This is a genomic window from Wolbachia endosymbiont (group A) of Pherbina coryleti (assembly GCF_964026875.1).
Taxonomy (GTDB): Bacteria; Pseudomonadota; Alphaproteobacteria; order Rickettsiales; family Anaplasmataceae; genus Wolbachia; species Wolbachia pipientis.
On the sequence record NZ_OZ034706.1, the window covers coordinates 88,091 to 112,305 of the forward strand.

General features: G+C 35.5%; 21 protein-coding genes, 1 tRNA gene and 5 pseudogenes. 10 read left to right on the top strand and 17 right to left on the bottom strand.

Annotation, left to right across the window (positions count from 1 at the left end):
- Window positions 1–152: 152 nt before the first annotated feature.
- Window positions 153–485, top strand: a pseudogene (locus tag AAGD87_RS00450) (transposase); the annotation flags it as partial.
- Between the two features lie 10 nt (window positions 486–495).
- On the opposite strand, the gene AAGD87_RS00455 reads toward AAGD87_RS00450, so the two are convergent.
- Window positions 496–2,094 (bottom strand): ABC transporter permease, encoded by a 1,599-nt coding sequence (locus tag AAGD87_RS00455; RefSeq protein ID WP_182309659.1) that lies wholly within the window; start codon window positions 2,092–2,094, stop codon window positions 496–498.
- Between the two features lie 129 nt (window positions 2,095–2,223).
- Between AAGD87_RS00455 and AAGD87_RS00460 the strand changes: the two genes are divergently transcribed.
- Window positions 2,224–3,051, top strand: a complete 828-nt coding sequence (locus AAGD87_RS00460) for a rhodanese-related sulfurtransferase (RefSeq protein WP_182309660.1) — start codon at window positions 2,224–2,226, stop codon at window positions 3,049–3,051.
- A gap of 178 nt (window positions 3,052–3,229) precedes the next feature.
- Here the strand turns inward: AAGD87_RS00460 and topA are convergent, their stop codons facing one another.
- Window positions 3,230–5,680, bottom strand: a complete 2,451-nt coding sequence (topA, locus tag AAGD87_RS00465) for a type I DNA topoisomerase (protein ID WP_338481894.1) — start codon at window positions 5,678–5,680, stop codon at window positions 3,230–3,232.
- A gap of 441 nt (window positions 5,681–6,121) precedes the next feature.
- Here topA and AAGD87_RS00470 point away from each other — a divergent pair.
- Window positions 6,122–7,431 (top strand): annotated as a pseudogene (locus tag AAGD87_RS00470) (IS4 family transposase).
- On the opposite strand, the gene AAGD87_RS00475 reads toward AAGD87_RS00470, so the two are convergent.
- The 6 genes from AAGD87_RS00475 to rsfS form a co-directional block, all read right to left on the bottom strand.
- Window positions 7,408–7,752 (bottom strand): SWIM zinc finger domain-containing protein, encoded by a 345-nt coding sequence (locus AAGD87_RS00475; protein WP_341817629.1) that lies wholly within the window; start codon window positions 7,750–7,752, stop codon window positions 7,408–7,410. The pseudogene AAGD87_RS00470 and the gene AAGD87_RS00475 overlap by 24 nt on opposite strands.
- A gap of 379 nt (window positions 7,753–8,131) precedes the next feature.
- On the bottom strand, window positions 8,132–8,524 hold the full coding sequence (locus AAGD87_RS00480; RefSeq protein ID WP_341817630.1) for a transposase: 393 nt from the start codon (window positions 8,522–8,524) through the stop codon (window positions 8,132–8,134).
- 19 nt (window positions 8,525–8,543) lie between these two features.
- The gene (locus AAGD87_RS00485) at window positions 8,544–8,744 is read right to left on the bottom strand and encodes a hypothetical protein (protein WP_010082383.1); all 201 of its coding nucleotides are present in this window, start codon (window positions 8,742–8,744) and stop codon (window positions 8,544–8,546) included.
- On the bottom strand, window positions 8,728–9,057 hold the full coding sequence (locus tag AAGD87_RS00490; RefSeq protein WP_007548762.1) for a transposase: 330 nt from the start codon (window positions 9,055–9,057) through the stop codon (window positions 8,728–8,730). Before AAGD87_RS00490 ends, AAGD87_RS00485 begins: the two co-directional genes overlap by 17 nt.
- Window positions 9,058–9,455: 398 nt before the next feature.
- The gene (gene tyrS, locus AAGD87_RS00495) at window positions 9,456–10,706 is read right to left on the bottom strand and encodes a tyrosine--tRNA ligase (protein WP_007548582.1); all 1,251 of its coding nucleotides are present in this window, start codon (window positions 10,704–10,706) and stop codon (window positions 9,456–9,458) included.
- Window positions 10,707–10,937: 231 nt separating this feature from the next.
- A complete protein-coding gene (gene rsfS, locus AAGD87_RS00500) occupies window positions 10,938–11,255 on the bottom strand; it encodes a ribosome silencing factor (protein WP_006279567.1) in 318 nt (105 codons plus the stop codon).
- Between the two features lie 179 nt (window positions 11,256–11,434).
- On the opposite strand from rsfS, the gene AAGD87_RS00505 reads away from it, so the two are divergent.
- Genes AAGD87_RS00505 through AAGD87_RS00515 form a run of 3 tightly spaced genes read left to right on the top strand, consistent with a single transcriptional unit; the run spans window position 11,435 to window position 13,297 of the window.
- Window positions 11,435–12,052 (top strand): AAA family ATPase, encoded by a 618-nt coding sequence (locus AAGD87_RS00505; protein ID WP_264339543.1) that lies wholly within the window; start codon window positions 11,435–11,437, stop codon window positions 12,050–12,052.
- Window positions 12,045–12,533, top strand: coding sequence for an RNA pyrophosphohydrolase (locus tag AAGD87_RS00510; protein ID WP_006279569.1), 489 nt, complete (start codon window positions 12,045–12,047; stop codon window positions 12,531–12,533). The genes AAGD87_RS00505 and AAGD87_RS00510 overlap by 8 nt, the downstream gene beginning before the upstream one ends.
- Window positions 12,530–13,297 carry a TatD family hydrolase gene (locus AAGD87_RS00515; RefSeq protein WP_341817631.1) on the top strand — a complete coding sequence of 256 codons (768 nt, stop codon included), beginning with the start codon at window positions 12,530–12,532 and terminating at the stop codon, window positions 13,295–13,297. The genes AAGD87_RS00510 and AAGD87_RS00515 overlap by 4 nt, the downstream gene beginning before the upstream one ends.
- 27 nt (window positions 13,298–13,324) lie before the next feature.
- Here AAGD87_RS00515 and mdh read toward each other — a convergent pair whose 3' ends face one another.
- The 7 genes from mdh to AAGD87_RS00550 are packed head-to-tail and all read right to left on the bottom strand — an operon-like array spanning window position 13,325 to window position 17,154.
- Entirely contained in the window at window positions 13,325–14,275 is a 951-nt protein-coding gene (gene mdh, locus AAGD87_RS00520; protein ID WP_341817632.1) for a malate dehydrogenase, read from the bottom strand.
- A gap of 3 nt (window positions 14,276–14,278) precedes the next feature.
- Entirely contained in the window at window positions 14,279–14,851 is a 573-nt protein-coding gene (locus AAGD87_RS00525; protein WP_341817633.1) for an NADH-quinone oxidoreductase subunit C, read from the bottom strand.
- Complete coding sequence (locus AAGD87_RS00530; protein ID WP_006279574.1) at window positions 14,844–15,350, bottom strand: NuoB/complex I 20 kDa subunit family protein; 507 nt, start codon at window positions 15,348–15,350, stop codon at window positions 14,844–14,846. Before AAGD87_RS00530 ends, AAGD87_RS00525 begins: the two co-directional genes overlap by 8 nt.
- A 3-nt stretch (window positions 15,351–15,353) precedes the next feature.
- Window positions 15,354–15,707, bottom strand: coding sequence for an NADH-quinone oxidoreductase subunit A (locus AAGD87_RS00535; RefSeq protein ID WP_006279576.1), 354 nt, complete (start codon window positions 15,705–15,707; stop codon window positions 15,354–15,356).
- Between the two features lie 18 nt (window positions 15,708–15,725).
- Complete coding sequence (locus tag AAGD87_RS00540; protein WP_341817634.1) at window positions 15,726–16,094, bottom strand: HIT domain-containing protein; 369 nt, start codon at window positions 16,092–16,094, stop codon at window positions 15,726–15,728.
- Window positions 16,095–16,097: 3 nt separating this feature from the next.
- Entirely contained in the window at window positions 16,098–16,355 is a 258-nt protein-coding gene (locus tag AAGD87_RS00545) for a hypothetical protein (RefSeq protein ID WP_006279579.1), read from the bottom strand.
- A gap of 16 nt (window positions 16,356–16,371) precedes the next feature.
- Window positions 16,372–17,154, bottom strand: a complete 783-nt coding sequence (locus tag AAGD87_RS00550) for a hypothetical protein (RefSeq protein ID WP_155969270.1) — start codon at window positions 17,152–17,154, stop codon at window positions 16,372–16,374.
- A gap of 185 nt (window positions 17,155–17,339) precedes the next feature.
- Between AAGD87_RS00550 and AAGD87_RS00555 the strand changes: the two genes are divergently transcribed.
- On the top strand, window positions 17,340–18,716 hold the full coding sequence (locus tag AAGD87_RS00555) for a UDP-N-acetylmuramoyl-tripeptide--D-alanyl-D-alanine ligase (RefSeq protein WP_264723856.1): 1,377 nt from the start codon (window positions 17,340–17,342) through the stop codon (window positions 18,714–18,716).
- Between the two features lie 50 nt (window positions 18,717–18,766).
- Window positions 18,767–19,717, top strand: coding sequence for a complex I NDUFA9 subunit family protein (locus AAGD87_RS00560; RefSeq protein WP_341817635.1), 951 nt, complete (start codon window positions 18,767–18,769; stop codon window positions 19,715–19,717).
- An 8-nt stretch (window positions 19,718–19,725) separates the two neighbouring features.
- On the opposite strand, the gene AAGD87_RS00565 is transcribed toward AAGD87_RS00560, so the two are convergent.
- A tRNA-Arg gene (locus AAGD87_RS00565) sits at window positions 19,726–19,799 on the bottom strand.
- A 1,021-nt stretch (window positions 19,800–20,820) separates the two neighbouring features.
- Between AAGD87_RS00565 and AAGD87_RS00570 the strand changes: the two are divergent.
- Window positions 20,821–21,231: pseudogene (locus tag AAGD87_RS00570) on the top strand (terminase); the annotation flags it as partial.
- A 104-nt stretch (window positions 21,232–21,335) separates the two neighbouring features.
- Window positions 21,336–22,349: pseudogene (terL, locus tag AAGD87_RS00575) on the top strand (phage terminase large subunit); the annotation flags it as partial.
- Here the strand turns inward: terL and AAGD87_RS00580 are convergent.
- Window positions 22,326–23,635 (bottom strand): annotated as a pseudogene (locus AAGD87_RS00580) (IS4 family transposase). The pseudogenes terL and AAGD87_RS00580 overlap by 24 nt on opposite strands.
- Window positions 23,636–24,215: the final 580 nt, after the last annotated feature.

Sequence of the window (24,215 nt, forward strand, 5' to 3'; positions counted from 1 at the left end):
AATTTATCTTTGTTACATGGGCATTGTCACGATGAATTACATAGGAGGTGTGCATGACAAGCACCAAATGAGAGAGAAGCCGTATGAGGCGCAAAGTCTCACGTACGGTTTTGAAGTCGAGTGAGGAGGGGCGACCTTCTTCACTTAGACAACAATATGCAGAAGAAACAACAGAAGAGGACTTAAAAGAGATAGCAGAAAAAGCACCAATAATAAAGCTGGCGTATGATGAGTTAGACAAGTTTCGTTGGAACGAAAAAGATTTAGTAGCCTATGAAGAAAGGATAATGGATCTACGCAAAGAAGAAGCCATTCTTGAATACAGACTTGATCTTGCTACTGAAAAAGGCAAAAAAATTGGTAAAGAGGAAGGGAAAATTGAAGTCGCAAAAGCAATGCTGGCTAATAATGTTGATGTCAACACTATTGTCAAGTTTACTGGCCTTTCTATTAGTGAGATTGAAGAATTAAGTGGAAATCTGTGAACGGTTACGTTTATTTTTTATCCTTATCATCAAGTGTAAATAAGGTTATTGTAGAGATTAAGCCTATTATAACTATTATTAACGAAAATGGGGCAGCTTCTCTATAGCGCTCATCGCTTACAAGTTCATATATTCTAGTTGATATAGTTTCAAAATTAAATGGTCTTATAATAAGTGTTGCTGTGAGCTCTTTGATAGTATCCATAAATACGAGCAAAAATCCCGATAATATACTCTTCTTGATGAGAGGGATATGAACATTCAAACATGTGGAAATAGGTCCATGACCCATAGTATATGCAGTCCACTCAATTTCATTTGGTGTTTTTTTGAGCCCTGACTCTACCGCCTTGAAAGATATAGCAAAAAAACGAAATAAATATGAGTAAACTAATGCGCCAATAGTTCCTACCAAGCTAATTTCCACAATATATTGAGTAATGAAAGAGGATATTCTGCTTAAAAATATTATTATGCTAATTGCGATAATTGCATTTGGAATTGCGTAGCCTAAAGAAATGAGACGTGCTACATTATTGATTACCTTATTTTTACGCGCCGTATATCCAATAATTATTGCAATGCTAATTGAGATTAGTGCAGTGATGAATGATAAACTAACGCTATTTGCTATTATGTTATAGAATCTTGCTTCATATATGAAAAACCCCTTCTCTATGCTCCAATATATGAGCGGAATCATTGGCAAAATAAAACCTATTAATATCGGCAATACACACATAAGATAAGCAAAGATCAATGGTATAGTGCCACTTATACTCCGTTTGTTGTGATAATCTGAATTGGTATTGATTGAAGAGTAGGATATTCCTTTTTTTTGTAGTTTTTTTTCGATAGCTATTAGTGTTGCAACGAAAATCAACTCTGCAACTGCTAAAACAGTAGTTGAATATTTGTCATGCAGTAAAAACCAGGTGCGATATATTCCTGTCGTAAAAGTATCGATAGCAAGAAACTGTGGTGTGCCGAAATCTGTAATTACTTCCATTAGTACCAAAGACAACCCAGCTATAATCGATGGGCGTATGGAGGGTATGATGACAGAAAACAGGCTCTTCAATGAGGAGAACCCAAGTGTTGACGCAATAGTGACTGAGTTACTAACATTCTTTAGACTTGAGCGGACTAACATATAAACGTATGGATATAGGCTGAATCCCATTACTAATATTCCACCACCTAGGGATTTTATTTCAGGAAACCAATAGTCACCTTTGCTCCACTCTAAAATGTCTCTTAATGAGCTCTGCACCGGACCTGAAAACTCTAGCGTATTTACATAGACGAACGCTACTATATATCCAGGAATCGATATCGGAAAGAACAAAGCAATCTCAAAAATTTTACTTCCAGGAAATGAAAAAAATGTGGTGAGCCAAGCTGGAATTACTCCAAATATGAAAGATATTCCCCCCACTCCTATCATCAAAATTAACGTACTCAGTATATATTCAGGGAAAAGTGTGCTGATTACCCATCCGGAATTTGCTGTATCTGTAAATAGAATTGATATTAATGATAATATTGGACAGACGAATAATATACTTACTAGAAATAAGAATATATTTTTAAATACTCTTAAAAACATTAATTTGAATCTATATTTTATATTAAAATGTTATATGTAAAAACTGAAGATATCCAGTAATTAACAGCCGTACTATTGAATATCTTTATAATTTTGTATATCATGTTTTTAGTTGATAAGTGAATAATCATGAGCTTCGTCATTGCAACTTTCTATCACTTTGTAGAACTCTCTAATTATTATGACATGAAAGACGAAATAAAAGCTGCATGCAACAACGTTGAGTTAAAGGGCACTATACTCCTTGCAGAAGAGGGTGTTAATGCAACAATATCTGGTGAAAGAAACGCAATTGATAAAATATTCGATTTTCTACGTTCTGATTATAGGCTAAGGGACCTTACATGGAAAGAGAGTGCAGCAGAATATCAACCATTTAGCAAGATGAAGGTAAAATTAAAAAGAGAGATTGTGAATCTTGGTGTAAGCAATCTTGATATTTCCCTTAAGGGTAAATATGTTGATCCAGAGCATTGGGATGATTTTACTTCTCAACCTGACGTTTTAGTAATAGATACACGAAACGAGTATGAAGTGAAATTAGGCAAGTTTAAGAATGCAATTAATCCACACACACAATGTTTCCGTGAGTTTCCTCAGTGGACAGAGTCATTTTCTGAGAGTAAAAACCTGAAAGTGGCTATGTACTGCACTGGTGGGATTAGATGCGAAAAATCTACAGCATATATGAAAAGCCTTGGATTTAGTGATGTTTACCATCTTAAAGGCGGCATTCTTTCTTACCTTGAAAAAACTTATAATAAAAATGGTAATTGGAAAGGAGAATGTTTTGTTTTTGATGATAGAATTGCTGTTGATAACTCACTTACTCCAAGCAACACAATAAAATGCATATTCTGCTCAAATCAAGTTTCAACTGATAAACTGAAATCAGTTCCACGTGGCCAAGTGGTTTGTTCTGATTGTAAACTTCAGTGTTATAGCTATAATAAATAAAACATCATACTGCTGCAGTTGTATGCACGTTGTGATTTTAGAGCAACCTCTACCAGAAAGGGTGTCATGCCAGTGCCCAGACACTGGCATCCAGGTTCTTTTTTTCTAGATTCCAGCGTCACACGCTGGAATGACAAAAAAGCTGATTTTTAACGTAGATAATGGTTATGCAAGAAGTCTATTTCTTGCCCTTAATCAACTCTAAAGCCTTCTCCAAATCTATACTTTCAATATCTGCACTCTTGCCCAAAGCAACGTTTGTTTTACCGCATTTTATATAGAATCCGTACCTACCGTTGCAGATAAAAACTTCTTTTCCCTTTTCATTAACCCCGAGAGATTTTAACTCTTTGCGTGGACTGTTTGCAATAATTTGTACAACTTCGCTCAATTCTGTATTCAGCACCTCTTTGGAGCTTTTCTTAAGAGAAAAGTATTTACCATCATAGAAAATATAGTACCCAAATCGCCCAAGGCCTATTTTTACTTCCTTTCCGGTTTCAGGGTGTTCTCCGATTACTTTTGGCAAGGAAAGTAACTGAGTAGCGGTGCTCAGATCAATCTCATTAACATTTATATCTTTTGGTATGGAAACCGTTTTTTTCTTTTTTAACTCGTTATTAAACTCCAGATAAAGTCCAAAAGGACCCTTTTTGATCATCACTTCTTGGTTTGTTATATCATCTACACCTAAACTTTTTGGATATTCTGAATTGTCGTTACTGCCCGTAATTTCTTTTGTATGGTTGCATTCAGGATAGTTAGAACATCCAAGGAACACCCCGGCTTTTCCAAAGTTCAATTTCAATATGCCACCTAAGCAGTCAGGGCATTTCGTATTCACCTCTTTTCTTCCTTCTTCTGAACAAAACCAATCGATTACCAAATCGTGAATGCCGCTGAAAACTTCATCATGCGTCATTTGCTTGACAGAGTTTACATGACCAAAAAATGGCACCCAAAAGTGGCCTAATTCTTTTTTCCAATCTGCATGTCCATTTGAAATTAAATCAAGCTTTTCTTCCATTTGTGCTGTGAAATCATACTCTACACAACGCTGAAAAAAAGTTTCTAAAAATATAGTAACGATTTTACCACGACTGCTTGGAATAAACCTTTTGCTATCCAATGAAACGTACTCACGATCTTGTAATACCGAAATAATTGTTGCATAAGTTGATGGTCGACCTATACCGATTTCTTCCATTTTTTTTACGATACTTGCTTCACTATAACGAGGTGGCGGTTGAGTGAAATGTTGTTTTGGCTCAACTGAAATCAGCTTGCATGCTTCCCCTTCCTTCATGGCAGGTAGCAGGCCTTCATTTTCGGCTTCCATGTTATCTTGATAGACTCTATAAAAACCATCAAAGAATATACTTGATCCACTTGCTCGCAGAATTACTTTCTGGTCAGTAGAACTAATTTCGACTACCACTTGATCAAGGATCGCCGATTCCATTTGACTTGCAATGGTTCTTTTCCAGATTAAATCATACAATTTAAATTGCTCTGGCGTTAGATAATCCTTAATACTACCCGGCGTTCTACTTATATCAGTTGGACGAATTGCTTCATGTGCTTCTTGAGCATTTTTGACCTTTTTTACATATTTACGAGGAGACTGCGGTAAATATTTATCACCATATAATGACTTAATTGACCCTCTAATTGAGTTTATAGCCTCATCTGCAATATGAAACCCATCTGTACGCATGTAAGTTATCAACCCTACAGTTTCACCACCAATATCGATACCTTCATATAAATTTTGCGCTATGCGCATAACACTTTTCACATTAAAATACAGTTTATTCACTGCATCTTGCTGAAGACTTGAAGTAATAAACGGAGGAAGTGGGTTTCTCTTAACTTGCTTGCGTTCTACTGTGCTTACAGCATATTGCCTTGACTCAATCTCCCTGACTAAGTTCTTTGCTTCTTCTTCATTCTTAATATCAAATTTTTCTAGCTTTTTATTGTCATAGTGGCTTAGCATAGCAAAAAAAGCCTCATCTTTGCTATTTTGCATTTCTGCCTTTATGCTCCAATACTCCTGTGTTATAAATTTACTAATTTCATCTTCTCGTTCGCATATAATCTTTAATGCAACAGACTGCACGCGTCCTGCAGACTTGCTCCCCGACAATTTTGTCCACAGCAGTGGTGACAAACTAAACCCAACTAGATAATCCAAAGCTCTACGTGCTTGTTGTGCACGCACTAAATCCATATTTATTTCACGTGGATTTTTTATAGCCTCTTGAACTGCTCTTTTTGTTATCTCATTAAAGACTACTCTATGAATGTTGCTTTTATCATTGATTGCTTTCTTTTCTTTTAATGTCTCTATCACATGCCAAGCCATTGCTTCCCCTTCTCTGTCTGGGTCTGTTGCAAGATATATATCTGATGTTTTGCTTGCTGCTTTTACTAGCTCTTTTATATATTTTTCTGCTTTTTCAATGGTTTCATACTTTATAGCAAAATCATTATCCGGATCGACAGAGCCGTTTTTTGCTGGAAGATCCCTCACATGTCCAAAGGATGCAGCTACTTTGAACTCTTTACTCAAATATTTACCTATTGTCTTTGCTTTCGCAGGTGATTCAACTATTAATAATGCCATATTGTTAATTATTTTAGTACTTAAAGATAATATGTTGAGAAATATACAATGAAAAGTAAAAAAATATTTTAATGGTTCTTGTGAATTTTACGAACCGGGTTGTGGGACCTTTTCAGAAAACCCTTGGACGTTGCTATTTTTAAGTGACTTTGAAGGCTCATTACAATAGTATATGATCGCAGCAGCAACGAGAAGCTAGATTCCAGTGTCAGCTACTTGCATGACAAAAAAAGGAGCGCTGGGATGACATCCTCCCTTGTGGAAATTGCTCTCAAATCACAATGCCCGTAAAGCTGCGACCCTAGAGGTACTGTTTCTCACCCACTGCAAATATTGCACGGTACTATCCACCATACGCGTCAAGTTAAGGAAATAAAGGTATGAAAGAGATAGAATAATAAGGTATAAGTTCTCCCAGATATACTTTTAGTGAGAGAACCAATGAATAAAATAACTTGCTTATCAAAAAAGCTCAAAGAATTTTTTAATGAAAAAGCAGAGAAAATCTCAATTACAACAAGGTTTATAAAAAGAAAGAGAAAGCTAAAAGGTTCATCATTCGTAAAAGCCATGGTCTTGGGTAATATAGGAGTTGATAATTGTAGCGTAGAAACAATGTGTCAATTACTAAACGAGGACTCGATAGATATAACAAAACAAGGTTTGGATTTTAGATTTACTGAAGAAGCAGTGGAATTTATGAAAAGGATGTATAATGAATCTGTGATTCTCTTTAAAAATATCTTGCAAGTTGATTGCAAAATCTTACAGCAATTTAATAGTGTTAAATTATTGGACAGTAGCTATATTACTCTACCTAACAGTATGGAAGAGATGTATAAAGGTTATGGTACTAGCTACAGTGGCTATGAAAGCAATACTAAGTCTGGAATAAAGTTACAATTAGTTTTCGACTACATGAATCAGATAATAGACCAACTTAATTTAACGGAGGGGGTAAGATCAGACCAGGGATATAGGAAACATTTAAGTAATATATTAAGCAATGATTTGCTAATATCTGATCTCGGTTATTTTGTGCCAAGTTCTTTTAAACAAATCAATGAAATAGGAGCTTATTTCATAAGTCGTCGATACCAACATATATGATGTAGAAACAAATCAAAAAATGGAGTTATTAGAATGTTGAGAGGATAAGTTATTTTTAGAAAACGAGGTATTGTTAGGAAAAGAAGCAAAAATTAGAGTAAGAATTATATGTCAGAAACTAACTGAAGAACAGTCTATGGGCAGAAGAAGGAAAGCTAATAGATTAGCAAGATCGCAGATCCTCTAAAAGAAATCAAAAATTGTTGAACTGGTCAATATTTATAACTAATGTTCCAGAAAATAAAATTAGTGCTGAGCAAGTATTAACGATTTACAGAGTAAGGTGGCAAATTGAGTTATTATTTAAATTGTATAAAAGCCATATCAGGCTTGATAAGCTAAAAGGAAAGCCATGCAGAGTATTATGTGAACTATATGCTAAATTGTGCGCAATTCTTATATTTCACGGCATAGTTGGTTGCACAGAAGTGAAAAAGAATACAGAACTTAGCTTAACAAAGGCATTTATTGAGCTAAAAAGGCGGGTTAGAGAGTTATTTTTAGTATTAACCAAAATTAATAGTTTAAAAGCATTTCTTAAAAAACTCACTATAACTTGGTCGCGATTTTCATTAAAAGACAAACGTAGAAGGGCTAGAGTATCCACTTTAACCTCTCTAAATTTGCTCACAATCTCTTAACTTGACGCGTATGGTCTGTTCATCTGGGCGCGCAGACGATCGATACTCCTTTCTATCAAGTGCAACCAAAGCAAAACCTGTTGCAGCCATATGCTTACATGGACCATAATACACAAATGCAGGACAGGAACATGTTCCACTCAAAAGAGGACCATCGTGCTTTAGTGTTACTCGATATACATTTGATCCAACTACCTTTGATTTAGCTTGAGATTCATTAACAGATATAATCTGTACCTTTCTTTTGTCAAAATAATCCCTTCCTCTGGAGCGGTAGGGTTCTTTGATAAGACCTGTGATATCTTTATAATACAGTCTCATTTTTACCTCCTTTAAAACCCTCAATTTTCTAATATATCCTTTCTTCCATAAAAATTTATTAACTCACCACGACTTTTATATGGCCCTGCGGACAATTTTATAGTGCTATAGCTAACTCAAGAAAGGTTTCCCTACGTCATACCGCGATTCATTCCATAACTGTATGAACATTCATTTTTGAAGGTAAATTGCACAGCAAATGGTGTCATGAAAGTAGCTGACACTGGAATCCAGCCTTGCCGTAATCTCATCAAGAACGTTGTGTTTTAACATAAAACGGCTACTTTTATACTTACCAACTTAATAAAATTCCTGGATCCCAGTGGGCTTTGTTGCATCGCTCTTCGGATAGTAGGTAACGCACAATAAATTTATGAAGCTATCTCAAATTTAGCCATACCAATATCAGTGAACTTATTGAGCAAATAGCATTTAGTTCCTTCTCTCTATTTGTCTCAGATTTATTCCTAAAACTAAACCCGAATGTTTGTTTCAGTCGCGAGAAAAAACTTTCTATATAAGATCTTTTTCCGTAGTTTGTTTGCCTTTTCCACCTCTTCATTCCATCTTCGCTGCATGATTTTATTAGTCTAATTGCAGCATTTCTCTCAGCCATATAGTCTAACTTTGGATGCTCTGCTGCGTTGTTTTTCGGAGGAATTTTCGTTTTTATACCATATTGATTACACAGCTTATAGAGCTTTTCTCTGTCATATGCCCTATCTGCATATAGTACTTTTATGGCATGCTGAAAATCAACTTCTTTTAGCAAATCACAAGCTCCATAGTGATCAGCCGTTACTGTATTTTACAGCTATGGCTTTTTTGCTGTTTGTATTCAACATTACATGCAATTTTCTTGTCTGTTCATAGCTGCGATACTTTCTATCTTCGCTATTTTCTTTGCTATGACCAGGAGTGTTGTTGTATATACTAATTCCTGTACTGTCTATAGCAATTTCGATATCTTCCATATTATTTTCTGCAATCATTGATCTTAATATTGAGTTTCTTAAACCTTCTTGATGATTGTGAATAGCTGATAACTTGCAAATTTTTCCCAATTTGCTCAAGGTATCCTGCTATAAACCCAACTGTTTGCCTCAGGCCTATTCTAAATAAACAAGTTATTATGTGCACCAAAATTACAACTTTATCGCTATAAATATTGTTGCCACCTGGTATTTTTGGACCATTCTCGTACCACTTTTCTATGGCTTCGTTGATATAATGAAAAATATTTCCTCTTTTTTCTAGAAATTTGTTATATTCGCTATGGTTACTGACCCTCATTTTTTGTGGCATATTTTTTCTTTCAAGGTTAAATGGCTATTTTATAATGAATTTTGTCAGTAGCCACCAGATTTTTTCAGTTGCTATGCAACAAAGCCATCCCAGTGTCAAGCACTGGGATGACAAGAAGAGGGTACTTGGATAAGAGGCATTGCCCTCCTGGTAGGCCCAAATTGCAATGTCCGTACAGTTATGGATTCATTCGCGGTATAGATTCCGCTAATGAGTAGCGGAATGACGAATTTGTTGTTTTTCAAATTGTAGGTAAACCTAAGCCACTTTAGCTATATATAATAGAATTTCGCTTTCTACTATCTTTCCAGTTGTTTTATACATAATTCTCGAATTTTGAAAATTTGCTCCATATCTAATTTCTCACTTGTATAAAATTTGTTTTCTTACTTCGAGACCTAATCTACCACAACTTTTATATGGCGTTTCTTTCCTGCAGATAATTTTATAAATGGCTGATCTTTAAAGCTTTCGAAATTTATTACATGATCAATATTGTTTACAACATTATCATTAATCTTGCATCCGTTGCCCTGTATTAAACGCTTTGCAGCGCCTTTTGAAGGTTCAAAACCGGTGTCATGTAGTAGGTCTACTAAGGATATGCCGCTTGCAACTTGTTCTTTTTTTATGATGTAATCAGGAAGTAGTGAGCTATCTTCATTCTCAAAAGCAGAAATTGCAGCAAATTGTGCAAGTTCCGCTTCTTTGTCACCATGACATATTTTTGTCACTTCTGTTGCCAAGACCTTTTTTGCTTCATTTATTTCTTGATCCTTTAAAGACTCTAATTTTCTAATCTCATCAATTGGCACATCAGTGAGCAATCTTAAAAAACGTCCAACATCTTGATCATCAACGTTGCGAAAATATTGCCAGTAGTCGTAAGGCTTTAGCATATTATCATCAAGCCACACTGCTCCACTTTCAGTTTTGCCCATTTTTTTTCCTTGTGCATTTAATAAAAGAGGCATGGTAAGGCCAAATAGCTCAGGTAAATTCAACTTTTTTCCAAGTTCAATTCCGTTTACTATATTTCCCCACTGGTCTGACCCTCCAATCTGCAGACGACAATCATATTTTTTGTTTAATTCAATAAAGTCGTAAGCTTGCAATAGCATGTAATTAAATTCCAGAAAGCTTAAGGTTTGCTCTCTATCCAGCCTGGTTTTCACACTATCAAAACTTAGCATACGATTTACAGAAAAATAAGCTCCTATATCACGCAAAAAATCTATGTATTTTATGTTATCCAACCAATCTGCGTTATTTACTATCATTGCACCAGTCTTGCTGTCATTAAAAGACACCATTTTCTCTAATATTCTCCTTATACTGGATGTATTTTGATTGATGTTCTCTACAGGCAAGATGCTTCTTGCTTTATCTTTGAAGGATGGGTCACCAATTTTTGTTGTGCCACCTCCAAGTAAGACTATCGGCTTATAACCAAATTTTTGTAGGTGACAGAGCATCATAATCTGAATTAGGTGACCAGCATGAAGACTTGGTGCTGTGCAATCAAACCCAATGTATGCAACTATATAATTGCTCTGCAATAATAATTGATCTAGTCCTTCAATGTTTGTGCATTGGTATAGGTACCCTCTTTCTTGGATGAAATTTAAAAATTCAGATGCGTGTTTCATTTTATAAACCCCAGTCTATCCTGTCATTAATGCTGAAGGTAACCCTAATAGAGAAGCCAGTGCCCAGACACTGGAACTTAATTATAAACAAGCACACTATACAACGTTTTCGATGAAATTGCATGAAAAACTGGATTCCAGTGTCAGCTACTTTCATGACACCACTACCTGTGCAGGAGTTGCCTTCAAAATTACAACGTTTGTGCAGTTGTGCACCAGCTATCCAGGCAATCAGTTCCATAACTCTTCTATTTTATAATACTCCCTTACTTCCGGCCTGAATATGTGAACCATTATGCCTTGAAAATTCAAAACTACCCAATTGCCTTCATCCATACCTTCTACATCTATTTTATCATGTGGCTTGAGGCTTTTTATTACGTGCTCAGCTAAAGCTTTAACGTGACGGCTTGAATCACCAGATGCAATAATCATATATTTTGCAATAACGGTTTTATTCTGCACATCAAAAGTTACTATATCATGACCTTTATTTTGATCTATTATCTCTTCAATTGTACTTCTTATCGATTCCATATCGCTAAGCATTGTTTACAGGTTATATGATTCATTTATAATTATATACTCAAAATTTCTAAATATGAACTATTTTCAACGCAACTACTTGTTAAAGGTATTACCTGCATCTATTTTATCATCATGTTTTTAGCATGTACAATGTATATACTTTTTATATAATTGAAAATAGCTTTTTACTAGTATTCATTATGGGCAAGACTCTCATCTACTTAATCGGCTTTCCAGGCAGTGGTAAGTTTACTACTGCAAAGGAACTGTGTAAAATCATTGGTGCAGTAATAGTAAGCAATAATCTATTCAATAATATTATATTTGATATTGTTAAATTACAAAACGCTGAAGTTCCAGATGACCTATGGGAAAAAATTTTTGCAGTTAGGGAAAATGTATTAGCAATACTGGAAAAACACTACGTAAAATCAAAACATTATATATTTACAAATGAATTGATAGAGGGTGATCCCTATGACCAAAGATTATATAACTCAGTGGTAAATTTAAGTAAAAAAATGGACATGGAAATTTTTTCTGTAGTATTACATTGTAATAATGAAAAACTAGTAAGACGTGTCCAATCAGAAGAGAGATATCAGGAAAATAAAATTACTGATCCGGATTTTGCTATAAAGAAAATTGAAGGGAAAAGGCTATTTATACCTGAGGGTTCGCTTGAAATTGATAACTCGAACTTGAATGCAAAGGAAGTTGCAAAGAAAATTGTTGAAGAGATGAAGAAAGAAAAAAATGGAAAATTAATTAAAACTTCTGTAACAAATCATTTAAAAACAGAGCGTACTCGTGGTTGAGCAGAAAGATAAGTACCGTCCTTGTGTTGGCATAATGCTATTTAACAGACAAGGACATGCCTTTATTGGAAAACGCTTTGATAGCGATTCTTACTGGCAGATGCCACAAGGAGGTGTTGATGATGGTGAGGAACTGGAACAAGCAGCGTTACGTGAGTTGCTAGAGGAGGTTGGTACTAATAAAGTAAAGGTTATAACTAAAAGCAAGGATTGGATATACTACAACTTGCCTGAAGAAGTTATACCAATATGCTGGAATGGAAAATATTCTGGTCAAAAGCAAAGGTGGTTCTTAATGAAGTTTTGCGGAGAGGATGAGGACATTGATATTAATTATACTGGTCATCCAGAGTTCAAAGAGTGGCGTTGGCAAGGTATAGATAGTTTAGTAGCCAGTGCTATATCATTTAAAAAAGAAGTTTATAAAACAGTGATAGAAGAGTTTTCTTCTATAATAAAAGCCTCAACAATAAGCTCATGATAGTAGATTCTCATTGCCACTTGATTTATTTTTCTGACGATGAAGTACCAAAAGTAATTTCAAGGGCAGAGCAAAATGGTGTAAAGGTTTTGCATAACATATGCGTAAGCATTGACGATGTTCCTAAGTTATTAAAAATTTCTTCATCCTATGATCAGGTCTACTCCTCTGTTGGTATACATCCGCTTGATGCTGCTATAGAAAACGGTGAGTGTATACATGTTGATGAATTAGTTGAATTTACCAAAAATCAAAAGGTAATTAGTATCGGTGAAACCGGGTTAGATTTTTATAAATCTGACAACAAAGACAATCAGAAAAAAAGTTTTGCATTACATATAGAAGCGTCAAGAATAACTGGACTACCTTTAGTTATTCACACAAGAAGCGCTGATAATGAGATGATCGATATGTTAAGGTCAGAAATGAAAGCCGGTGCTTTTAGTGGAGTAATGCACTGCTTTGCTTCCTCTAAAGAACTTGCTGATCAATCTATAGATTTGGGGTTATATATTTCATTTTCTGGAATTATTACTTTTAAAAATGCGAGCTTACTCAGAGAAATTGCACAAAATGTACCACGCGAGAGTGTTTTAGTCGAAACTGATGCACCATATCTATCACCTGAGCCTTATAGGGGAAAAAAGAATGAACCAGCAATGGTGAAATACGTTGTTGATTGTTTGGCAGAGTTGTGGAATGAGTCACCAGAACAAGTAGCGAAGGTAACCACAAGCAACTTTTTTAGGCTGTTTGAGCTATAAAGAAGCTCTATAAAACCATTAATTTGCTTATGAACCTAAAGATTTCACCAGCTCTCTCAACGAGTTTACAGACTTATTAAACATTTCTTGTTCACTATCATTCATTTTAACTTCTAGGATCTTTTCAATTCCGTTTTTTCCAATAATTACAGGAACACCAATAAACAACTCTTCTACACCATATTCACCATTAAGGTAAGCAGCACATGGTAATATGCGCCTCTTATCTTTTAAATATGATTCTAACATGCATATAGCTGAAGATGCAGGAGCGTAGTATGCAGATCCAGACTTAAGCAGATCAACTATTTCTTTACCGCCATTGCGAGTGCGTTCAACTATTTCATCGACTTTTTTCTGTGTGATAAGACCCATATCGATAATTTGAGTAAGTGGAACTCCAGCAACTGAAGCACAATTGATTAGTGATACCATAGTGTCGCCATGTCCTCCAAGCACAAAAGCAGATATATCTTCAACTGAGATATTTAACTCACTTGCAAGAAAGTAACGAAAACGGGAAGAATCAAGCACTCCTGCCATGCCAACAATCATATTAGTTGGAAGGTTTGAAAATTTATGCACCACTGAAACCATGGCATCCAAAGGGTTGGTAACCACTATTACAAACGCGTTTGGAGAATATTTTTTAATATTTTCGCCAACCTCCTTCATTACTTTAGCATTGGTTTGCAGGAGGTCATCCCTGCTCATTCCAGGTTTTCTAGCGATGCCAGCGGTTATTATAATTGCATCGGAGTTTTTTATATCTTCATACCTATTTGTGCCAGTAATATTGACATTAAATCCATCAATAGGGGATGATTCTGCTATGTCGAGTGCTTTACCTTGTGGTATTCCATCACTAATATCAAGTAAAACAACATCACCGAGTTCCCTTAGTGCAATCATATGGGTGAGAGTTCCACCGATATTTCCTGCACCGATTAAAGATATTTTTTTTCTTTGTACTGTCATTTTCTACTCCTTTGTATTTACTTTTATGGTTTTACCTTCCCAAGGCGATAAGCTATCAAACATACGAAAATCTTGCGGTAAATCTATAGGATTATACACAACCTTTTTTGTCTCTATATCATATCTTACTTCCTTATAACCAGTGAGAGGGAAATCTTTTAACATTGGATGACCTTTGAATCCATAGTCTGTTAGAATCCTACGCAAATCAGGGTGATCAGAAAACTCTATTCCATACATATCAAACACTTCACGCTCAAACCACAAAGCCGTACTAAATATCTTCGCTACACTTGGAGGCATGTCGCTTTCACATAACTGAAGCTTTATGTGTACTCTAATATTATGCACAATGCTGAGCAGATTATATATTAGCTCGAAACGCTTCTCTCTATTTGGATAGTCAACCCCAAAAATATCAACTAATAGTTCAAACCTACACTTTTCATCATCACGTAGAAAGAATAGGTACTTTTCAATTTCATCTAAAGTTGAATATATTACAATAATGCCATCATCTTTTTGAATGCACTCGCATTTGGTCTTTTTTTGTATATACTTTGCAGTTTTATCCATTCCGAGTCCGTTTTATTTTGTTTTGTAGGCATAGCATTCCATATAGCAACGCCTCAGCGGTTGGTGGGCATCCAGGGACATACACGTCAACTGGCACAATTCTATCACAGCCTCGGACTACTGAATAAGAGTAATGGTAATAACCACCACCATTTGCACAACTTCCCATGGAAATAACATACTTCGGGTCTGCCATTTGATCATAAACCTTGCGCAATGCTGCTGCCATTTTATTAGTTAGTGTGCCAGCAACAATCATCACATCTGATTGACGTGGGCTTGCACGAAACATTATACCATATCTATCAAGATCATAACGGCTGGATGCAGTATGCATCATCTCAACTGCGCAACATGCAAGACCAAATGTCATTGGCCACAATGAACCAGACCTTGCCCAATTCATTACATAATCTGTTAAATCACCAAATTTAGTGACAAGAAACCCTTCTTTTTTATAACGACCCCAGTCATCATTAGATAGAATTTGATTTGTCATAAACTACTCCCACTCTAATGCACCTTTACACCATTCATAGATAAAACCTATAGTGAGTATTGCAAGAAATACCATCATAGACCAAAATCCACCATAGCTTATCTTAGATAAAGAAACAGCCCAAGGAAAAAGAAAAGCAATTTCTAAGTCAAATATTATAAATAATATTGAAACTAGATAAAATTTAATGTCAAAATTTTTTCTTGCACTGGATAGTGGATTGAAGCCACACTCATATGTGGAAAGCTTTTCACCATCTGGCTTACTCACTGCAAGAAACATAGGCAATATACCTAAAGCAAAAGATACTACAATTGATACGCAGATAAAGATTACTATGGTTAAATATTCGCTCATTTAACAAAACATATAACACTATGAGTTTACATGCTTTCCTAACTTTTTACCACCTAAAATATGCACGTGAAAGTGTGGTACAACCTGCTCTCCATTTTCACCGTAGTTAGTGACTAATCTATATCCTGTTTTTTCTAGATTATATTTGTGTGCTATCTCTCTTACAGTTTTGAAGAAATCCGCTATTTCCTCTTCAGGAGATTTTAGAATGAAATCATCATATGAAATATATTGATTTTTTGATATAACTAAAATATGAACTGGTGCGTCAGGGTACTTATCATGAAAAGCTAGTACATTTTCATTTTCATGTACCTTCTCACAAGGTAACTCACCTCTTAATATTTGAGCAAAGATGTTATCGCTATCATAAACTTCATTGCTCATATTTTAAGAGCGACCTTTCCCTCTTTCTTCGTTTTTCTCTACATTAGGTGTAGATAGTGGTTTTATCGCTTCACCAGAAGCATCTTCAAGATTTAAAGAGCTTACAAGTTCCCTTACTTTTACCATGTCCTGCTGTTCTTTCAAAAAGGGTTCTATTCCACTTACCCTTTTTCCAGTAATAACTCCTGGTTGTAAGTGATACATATCCCCAGGAACAGTTAGACTATGATGTCTTTCCTCTATTTTTTTAGCTTCACTCATAATACTCCCCTATAACTTATTTTTGCATTCCACAACTTTGCGACTTACCTGCTTTTATAGCTTCTTGCGCCCATTTTTTCTCACCTGAAGCTATAGTTTCTGAAGGCTGACCAACATCAGACTTCACAACTTTGTCTGATGACTGCTTTTGATCATCATATTCCTTATACAATTTTTCTGCAATACCATACAGCAATTTTAAGTCTGTGTGAACTTTAAATTCTCCGCCAGTAATTTTTGCTAGCTTTTTCAGGTTGCCACCAACTCCTTCAGCTCCTTCAGCAATTTTTTCAAGAGCAAGCTCTTTTATTCTTTTCTCATCAATTCCTGGATTGTTCTTTTTGATGTCTTCAATTATTTTTTTAACATCAACTTCAATTACAACTTTGTTTTCTTCTTTAAAGATAGTTACATTTGGCAGGTTTTGCTTTATTTCACCTAATCGTTCTGGCGTCAAATAGGGTATATCCCCTGTCAGAGTCCTTGATGCTAAAAAAGTTACCTTTCCTGTTCCTTTCTTTTGCTCCATTATTTGGACACCAAGATCCTCACTAGCTTGTGTGGTTTCTATAGGTGGATCATATTCTTCAAGTGGGTTGCCAATAATAGAACGTCCGCCATTTTTTATGTCGTGCCGCATTTCATCCCAGGACTTAAACCAATTCTTTGGCCATATAGGGTACACTGCACCCTTGACTAGAACTTTTACACCTCTACCCAGAAAACTTCCTACTCCCGAAGCTGCATTACCAACTTTAGCTAGTATAGAAGTAGATTTTTCATTTTTTCCTGTGAACATACATACCTCCAAGGTACTTTCTACAACTAAATACATTTTAATTATAGACGAAAAAATTTAAACTTCTATATCCATTATAAGATAGAATTATAGGGATTGCAACCATTATTTGTACATTGTCTAAAACATGTAGTATTTTCGCTACTTTTATTGTTCAATTTATTATAAAGAATACTCTCTAAATTATGTTTAAATGGAGCACAAATAATATCATTGATGCAACTGGCGGAAGAGACGTAAATGGTTGTAATTGGATACATAGCTCAAATATTTCAACGGATACAAGAAGCATAAAAAAAGGTGATTTATTTATTGCACTCAAGGGAAAGAATTTTGATGGCCATAATTTTTTGCATGAAGCGTTTTTAAAAGGGGCAGTAGCTGCAATAGTAAGTGAGGGTAAATATAAAAATTTTCCTCTCGTTATTGTACAAGATACCCTGAAAGCTTTGCACGATATGGCATCATACTATATTAGAAATGTTCTTGTTGACGCTAAAGTTATTGCAATTACAGGCAGTGTCGGGAAAACTACTACAAAGGATATGCTGCACACTGTTTTATCGCAATATGGAGTGTCCCATGCAAACGAAGGTAACTTAAATAATAATATAGGATTGCCTTTGACAATTCTAAAAGCTCCAAAAAACTGCCAGTACTTAATCCTTGAAATGGGAATGAATAAAGCTGGTGAAATAAAAGAATTATCAAAGATTAGTAATCCGAATATTGCAGTTATTACCAACATCGAACCTGCACATACTGAAAATTTTTCATCACTATTTGACGTTGCACAAGCGAAGTTAGAGATTCTGTATGGTATGAAAAATAACGGTACTTTGATTTTGAACAGAGATAATAAATATTATGATTATCTCTCATCACATGCCAATAGAAATGTAATAAGCTTCGGTAAAGATAAAAATGCTGAAGTTTGTTTGTTGGACCTAATAAGAAATGATGACGGGCTAAATTTAAAAATCAGGCTGAGTGATAATCAAACTATAAACTGTAATTTACGTGTGCAAGGTGAGCATTTTGCTTATTCGCTACTTGTTGCAGCAGCAGTTGTGCAGAGCCTCGGACTTGATTTATCAAAATTACCACTTGCACTTAAGAATTTTAGTGTAACGAAAGGTAGAGGCAATATTCATAAGGTCAAATACAATAGAAAATATATACATTTAATTGATGACTCCTATAACGCCAGCCCTGCTTCGATGAAAACTGCGATAAAAACTTTGAGTACATATTCTAATCAGAGAAAAGTAGCTTTGCTTGGTGATATGTTGGAACTTGGTGATGAAAGCATAAAATTTCATACAGATCTGGTTAAGGTTATCACAGAAAATAATGTAGATAAAGTTTATACAGTTGGTAAATTTATGTTAGAATTGCATGAGTTTTTGCCAGATAATATAAGAGGCACGCATTTTAATGATTCTAATCAATTGAAAAGTGATTTAGCTAACATTATTCAGAATAATGACGCAATTCTAGTTAAAGGCTCACGAGGAATGAAAATGGATCTTATTGTACGGGAATTCGTAATAAAATATTAAGCGAAATCATTGTATTAATTTACAGTAACAAATTATTAGGAACTTTAATTGTGATAAAACGTGTAATTATTTTTGGTGGAACGGGGTTTATAGGGAAACACATCGTAAGACGCTTGGCAGCAGAAGGATATTTAATAAAGATATTCACTCGTAATCAGGAAAAAGCTGCTTGTTTAAAATTGTGTGGCAATTTAGGACAAATATCAATATTTAAAGGCGATTTTTTTGATGAAAAATCAGTTCTGGATGGTATGGAAGAATGTGATGTAGCTATAAACTTAGTGGGAATATTATATGAAGCAAAAAAGCACGATTTTTACGCTGTTCACGTTAAAATAGCTGAAAGGATAGCAAAAGCTGCAAAAATGAAAAATGTACCTATGATGATACATTTTTCTGCTATGGGAATAGAAAATAGCAAGTTGTCAAAATATGCCAAAAGTAAATTGGAAGGTGAAAAAGCTGTAACTTCAGCATTTCAAAAAGCAATAATAATTAGGCCAAGCCTTGTATTTGGTAAAGAAGACAACTTCTTTAATAAATTTGCAAGATTAGCAACTATTCTTCCTTTCTTACCACTAATTGACAATGGAACAACTAAATTTCAGCCAATATGTGTAACAGACTTAGCTGAAGTGGTATATCGTATTATCAGTTTTAATAAGCAAGACAAGAAAATTTATAACATGGGTGGACCAAAGGTTTACTCTTTCAAAAGCTTATTGAAGTTTATTCTGAATGTTACTAACAGAAAGTGTTTGTTGATCAATGTATCTTTTCCAATGGCAAAGTTAATAGCTTTCTTTTTAGAAAATAAAATTATTTCTATGCTGCTAAAACCAATAACCGGAGATACGAACCCTATGCTTACTCAAGATCAGGTGAAAGTTATGATGAATAGTTCAATCGAAAAGTCAGTTGACCTTGAAACAATGAAGGTTCGACCATTAGCAATTGAAAATGTGGTGCCAGAGTACTTGAAGATTTATAGAAAGTATTGATAAAAGAGTGTGCCCGGTGGGATTCGAACCTACGACCCACAGCTTAGAAGGCTGTTGCTCTATCCAGCTGAGCTACGGGCACACAACATATATAAAATGCTTCTTAGTACAAGTGAAGTCAAGTACTTCGTGTGAATATGATGTTTATCTTACAAAACCTTGTCATTGCAGTTGTGTGTCGCGCGCTACCGAAATTGGATGCGAGAAGTCTATTTATTTTAGAAAATATTATATAGAAAGTTGCTTGACAAACTCCGCCAGCGCCCTTATCATGAAACTGAAGCTATTGTATTTGCTTTCGCCAATCTGCAGATTAAAAGGTAAGGATTACTTAATGTATCGGCGTCTTATGTTCAATTTTTTGCAGTATATAGATACTGTATGTCTTTACAAAACTTCATCTACATCTAGATTTTTATCTAAATAAGCTGAACGCGCTTATAAAGCGTTACAAGACATCAAAAAATGCCAATACTCGACAGAGATAGTAAAAGACTAGCTAACTCGGGGATTCTTTGTCTTTTTTTCTGCTTAGTAAATTTCTTAAACATTTGCAGCGTAGGTTAGTTGCAATTAAAAGCGGCTGAATCTCGCTTGTCAAGCGTTTAAAACATAAAAAACGCCAATATTTTAAAGCGGATAATAACCCCAGGGTTTCTTTTGCCTTTTTTTCATTTGGTAAATTTCTTAATATTTATAGCTAAACAACAACCGTCATCCCTAAGTATCCCGCTGCTTGTTAGCGGGATCTCTTGTTAGCGCCGCGGTGGTATGACGTAGGATTGTTGTCATTCCGCTACTTGTTAGCGGCTGAGATACCGCAGCGGGATGACGGTTCGCGGCGGCATGACGGTTCGTGGCGGCATGAAGATAAGCTCGTCATCCCGCTGCTTGTTAGCTGGATCTATGTTAAGGTATAGTAGGGGATCTATGTTAAGAGATACCGCGAATGAATCGCGGTATGACGGTGTAATGATGGTTAAGTAATTCGTCATCCCGCTGCTTGTTAGCGGGATCTAGAGATACCGCGACGTCTCACCTATAGCCTTCAGTGCTCCTTTTTTTGTCATCCCAGCGTCACGCGTTGGTTTCAACATTATATCATGAACTTTCTAAAATTCATTGAACTGTGCTTTCAAACGGTAGTGCCGGGGTGTGAGTATAACGATTATCAGTATATAAAAGTCATAGCAGATAGGCTGGAAGCGGCGAGCGCTGGTGAAGTGAAACGAATAATATTCAATATGCCTCCGCGCTCGATGAAGTCCATGTGCATAAGCGTTGCGTGGCCCGCATGGATACTGGGAAACCAACCAACTGCGAGAATAATAGTTGCAAGTTATTCTCAGCGGCTCAGCGAAAAGCACTCGCTCGACACCAGGTGCGTGATGCAGTCTAGTTGGTATAGAGCGCTATTTCCAGAGATAGAACTATCCAAAGACCAGAATACAAAATATAAATTTCAAACAGTGCAGAGAGGATACAGAATCGCAACATCAGTTGGTGGAACACTATAGCACTTCTCGCAATAGTCCGAATAGGATAAGATATGTGCTTATGGCTATGGTAGAGCAGTAGCATATTATGATCTGTTCGGATTATTGTAAAAAGAGCTATAACTGGTGAAGGTGGTGATTTTATCATTGTGGACGATCCGCTCAGTTCTGCTCAAGCTTTGAGTGAAACGCTTAGAAAGCGTGCCACAAACTGGTTTGATCAGACTTTAGTAACCAGGCTGAGCGATAGAAAAAAAGGAGTCATCGTTCTTGTAATGCACAGGCTACACCAGGAGGACTTAACTGGACACCTTCTCTCCAAGCCAAAAAACATATGGCATCATATTTGTTTGCCAATGATTTCTGAAAATAAGCAGGTTATTTATTCAATCAAAAAGCCAATACCTCCCGTTCCTATCATCCGAGTAGCTCAGCACTGTGCGACCAGGCGATTATATAATAAACCAGCGTCACCTGTAAGGATATTATATTCAAGAGAAGAAGGTCAGTTGTTATATCCCCTCGATGGAGGAAAAGAAGAAGTTGAGATAATAAAAGCTGAACTTGGGAGTTACGCTTTTGCTGCTCAATATCAACAAAACCCTCTGCCGCTTTCAAGTGGTATAATTAAACCAGAGTGGTTGAAACGCTATAAAAAATTTCCTGATAATCTCTCGCATATAACACAAAGTTGGGATACTGCGGTTTCAACAAGTAACATGAGCAACTTTAGTGTCTGCACCACCTGGGCAAAAATAGATAATAAATTCTATTTACTTGATGTATATCGCGCAAAGCTTGAGTATCCAAAGCTTAAAGAACAAGTTTTATCACTAGCTGCAAGATGGTCACCACACGCGATTTTGATCGAAGCCAAAACAAGTGGTCAGCAATTAGTACAAGAGCTAAAGACAAACAGTGATTTACCGATTATTGAAATAGTGCCACATGATGACAAACTCACTCGATTTTATCAAATTGTTCCGACTATAGAGTCTGGCAAGGTTTTTCTGCCGCACCAAGCAGTATGGCTGAACGATTTTGAGTATGAGATTTTAATGTTCCCAGAAACGCGCCACGACGACCAAGTGGATAGTACCATACGCGTCAAGTTAAGAGATTGTGAGCAAATTTAGAGAGGTTAAAGTGGATACTCTAGCCCTTCTACGTTTGTCTTTTAATGAAAATCGCGACCAAGTTATAGTGAGTTTTTTAAGAAATGCTTTTAAACTATTAATTTTGGTTAATACTAAAAATAACTCTCTAACCCGCCTTTTTAGCTCAATAAATGCCTTTGTTAAGCTAAGTTCTGTATTCTTTTTCACTTCTGTGCAACCAACTATGCCGTGAAATATAAGAATTGCGCACAATTTAGCATATAGTTCACATAATACTCTGCATGGCTTTCCTTTTAGCTTATCAAGCCTGATATGGCTTTTATACAATTTAAATAATAACTCAATTTGCCACCTTACTCTGTAAATCGTTAATACTTGCTCAGCACTAATTTTATTTTCTGGAACATTAGTTATAAATATTGACCAGTTCAACAATTTTTGATTTCTTTTAGAGGATCTGCGATCTTGCTAATCTATTAGCTTTCCTTCTTCTGCCCATAGACTGTTCTTCAGTTAGTTTCTGACATATAATTCTTACTCTAATTTTTGCTTCTTTTCCTAACAATACCTCGTTTTCTAAAAATAACTTATCCTCTCAACATTCTAATAACTCCATTTTTTGATTTGTTTCTACATCATATATGTTGGTATCGACGACTTATGAAATAAGCTCCTATTTCATTGATTTGTTTAAAAGAACTTGGCACAAAATAACCGAGATCAGATATTAGCAAATCATTGCTTAATATATTACTTAAATGTTTCCTATATCCCTGGTCTGATCTTACCCCCTCCGTTAAATTAAGTTGGTCTATTATCTGATTCATGTAGTCGAAAACTAATTGTAACTTTATTCCAGACTTAGTATTGCTTTCATAGCCACTGTAGCTAGTACCATAACCTTTATACATCTCTTCCATACTGTTAGGTAGAGTAATATAGCTACTGTCCAATAATTTAACACTATTAAATTGCTGTAAGATTTTGCAATCAACTTGCAAGATATTTTTAAAGAGAATCACAGATTCATTATACATCCTTTTCATAAATTCCACTGCTTCTTCAGTAAATCTAAAATCCAAACCTTGTTTTGTTATATCTATCGAGTCCTCGTTTAGTAATTGACACATTGTTTCTACGCTACAATTATCAACTCCTATATTACCCAAGACCATGGCTTTTACGAATGATGAACCTTTTAGCTTTCTCTTTCTTTTTATAAACCTTGTTGTAATTGAGATTTTCTCTGCTTTTTCATTAAAAAATTCTTTGAGCTTTTTTGATAAGCAAGTTATTTTATTCATTGGTTCTCTCACTAAAAGTATATCTGGGAGAACTTATACCTTATTATTCTATCTCTTTCATACCTTTATTTCCTTAACTTGACGCGTATGGATGAACAGACTCTCTTTGAAAGGTTTTACTAAGAAAAACAAAGCAAGAGCTAATTTCAATAATTACTCGTTCCAGTAAACATTATCCTGAGATTTTTGAAGAACTAGAGGATAAAGAATATGAGCAATTTATTCAAAGTGAACTTTCAAAATCCGAGAATTATGTATAAAACAACCGGAAAGATGGTGAGATCAGGTAATCTATGGCTAAGACGTCATACCGCCGCGGTATCTCTTAGCCGCTAACACGTAGCGGGATGACGAGATGCCACCACGAACCGTCATACCGCGCGATTCATCCGCGGTATCTCTTAGCATAGATCCCGCTAACAAGCAGCGGGATGACGGTTGTCGTTTAGCTATAAACATTAAGAAATTTACCAAACGAAAAAAAAGGCAAAAAAAGCCCCATGATTGGCTAATTACTTACATTATACTTTCAAGTATGGCGTTTTTTTATTCTAAACACTTAATAACCGCGATTCAGCTA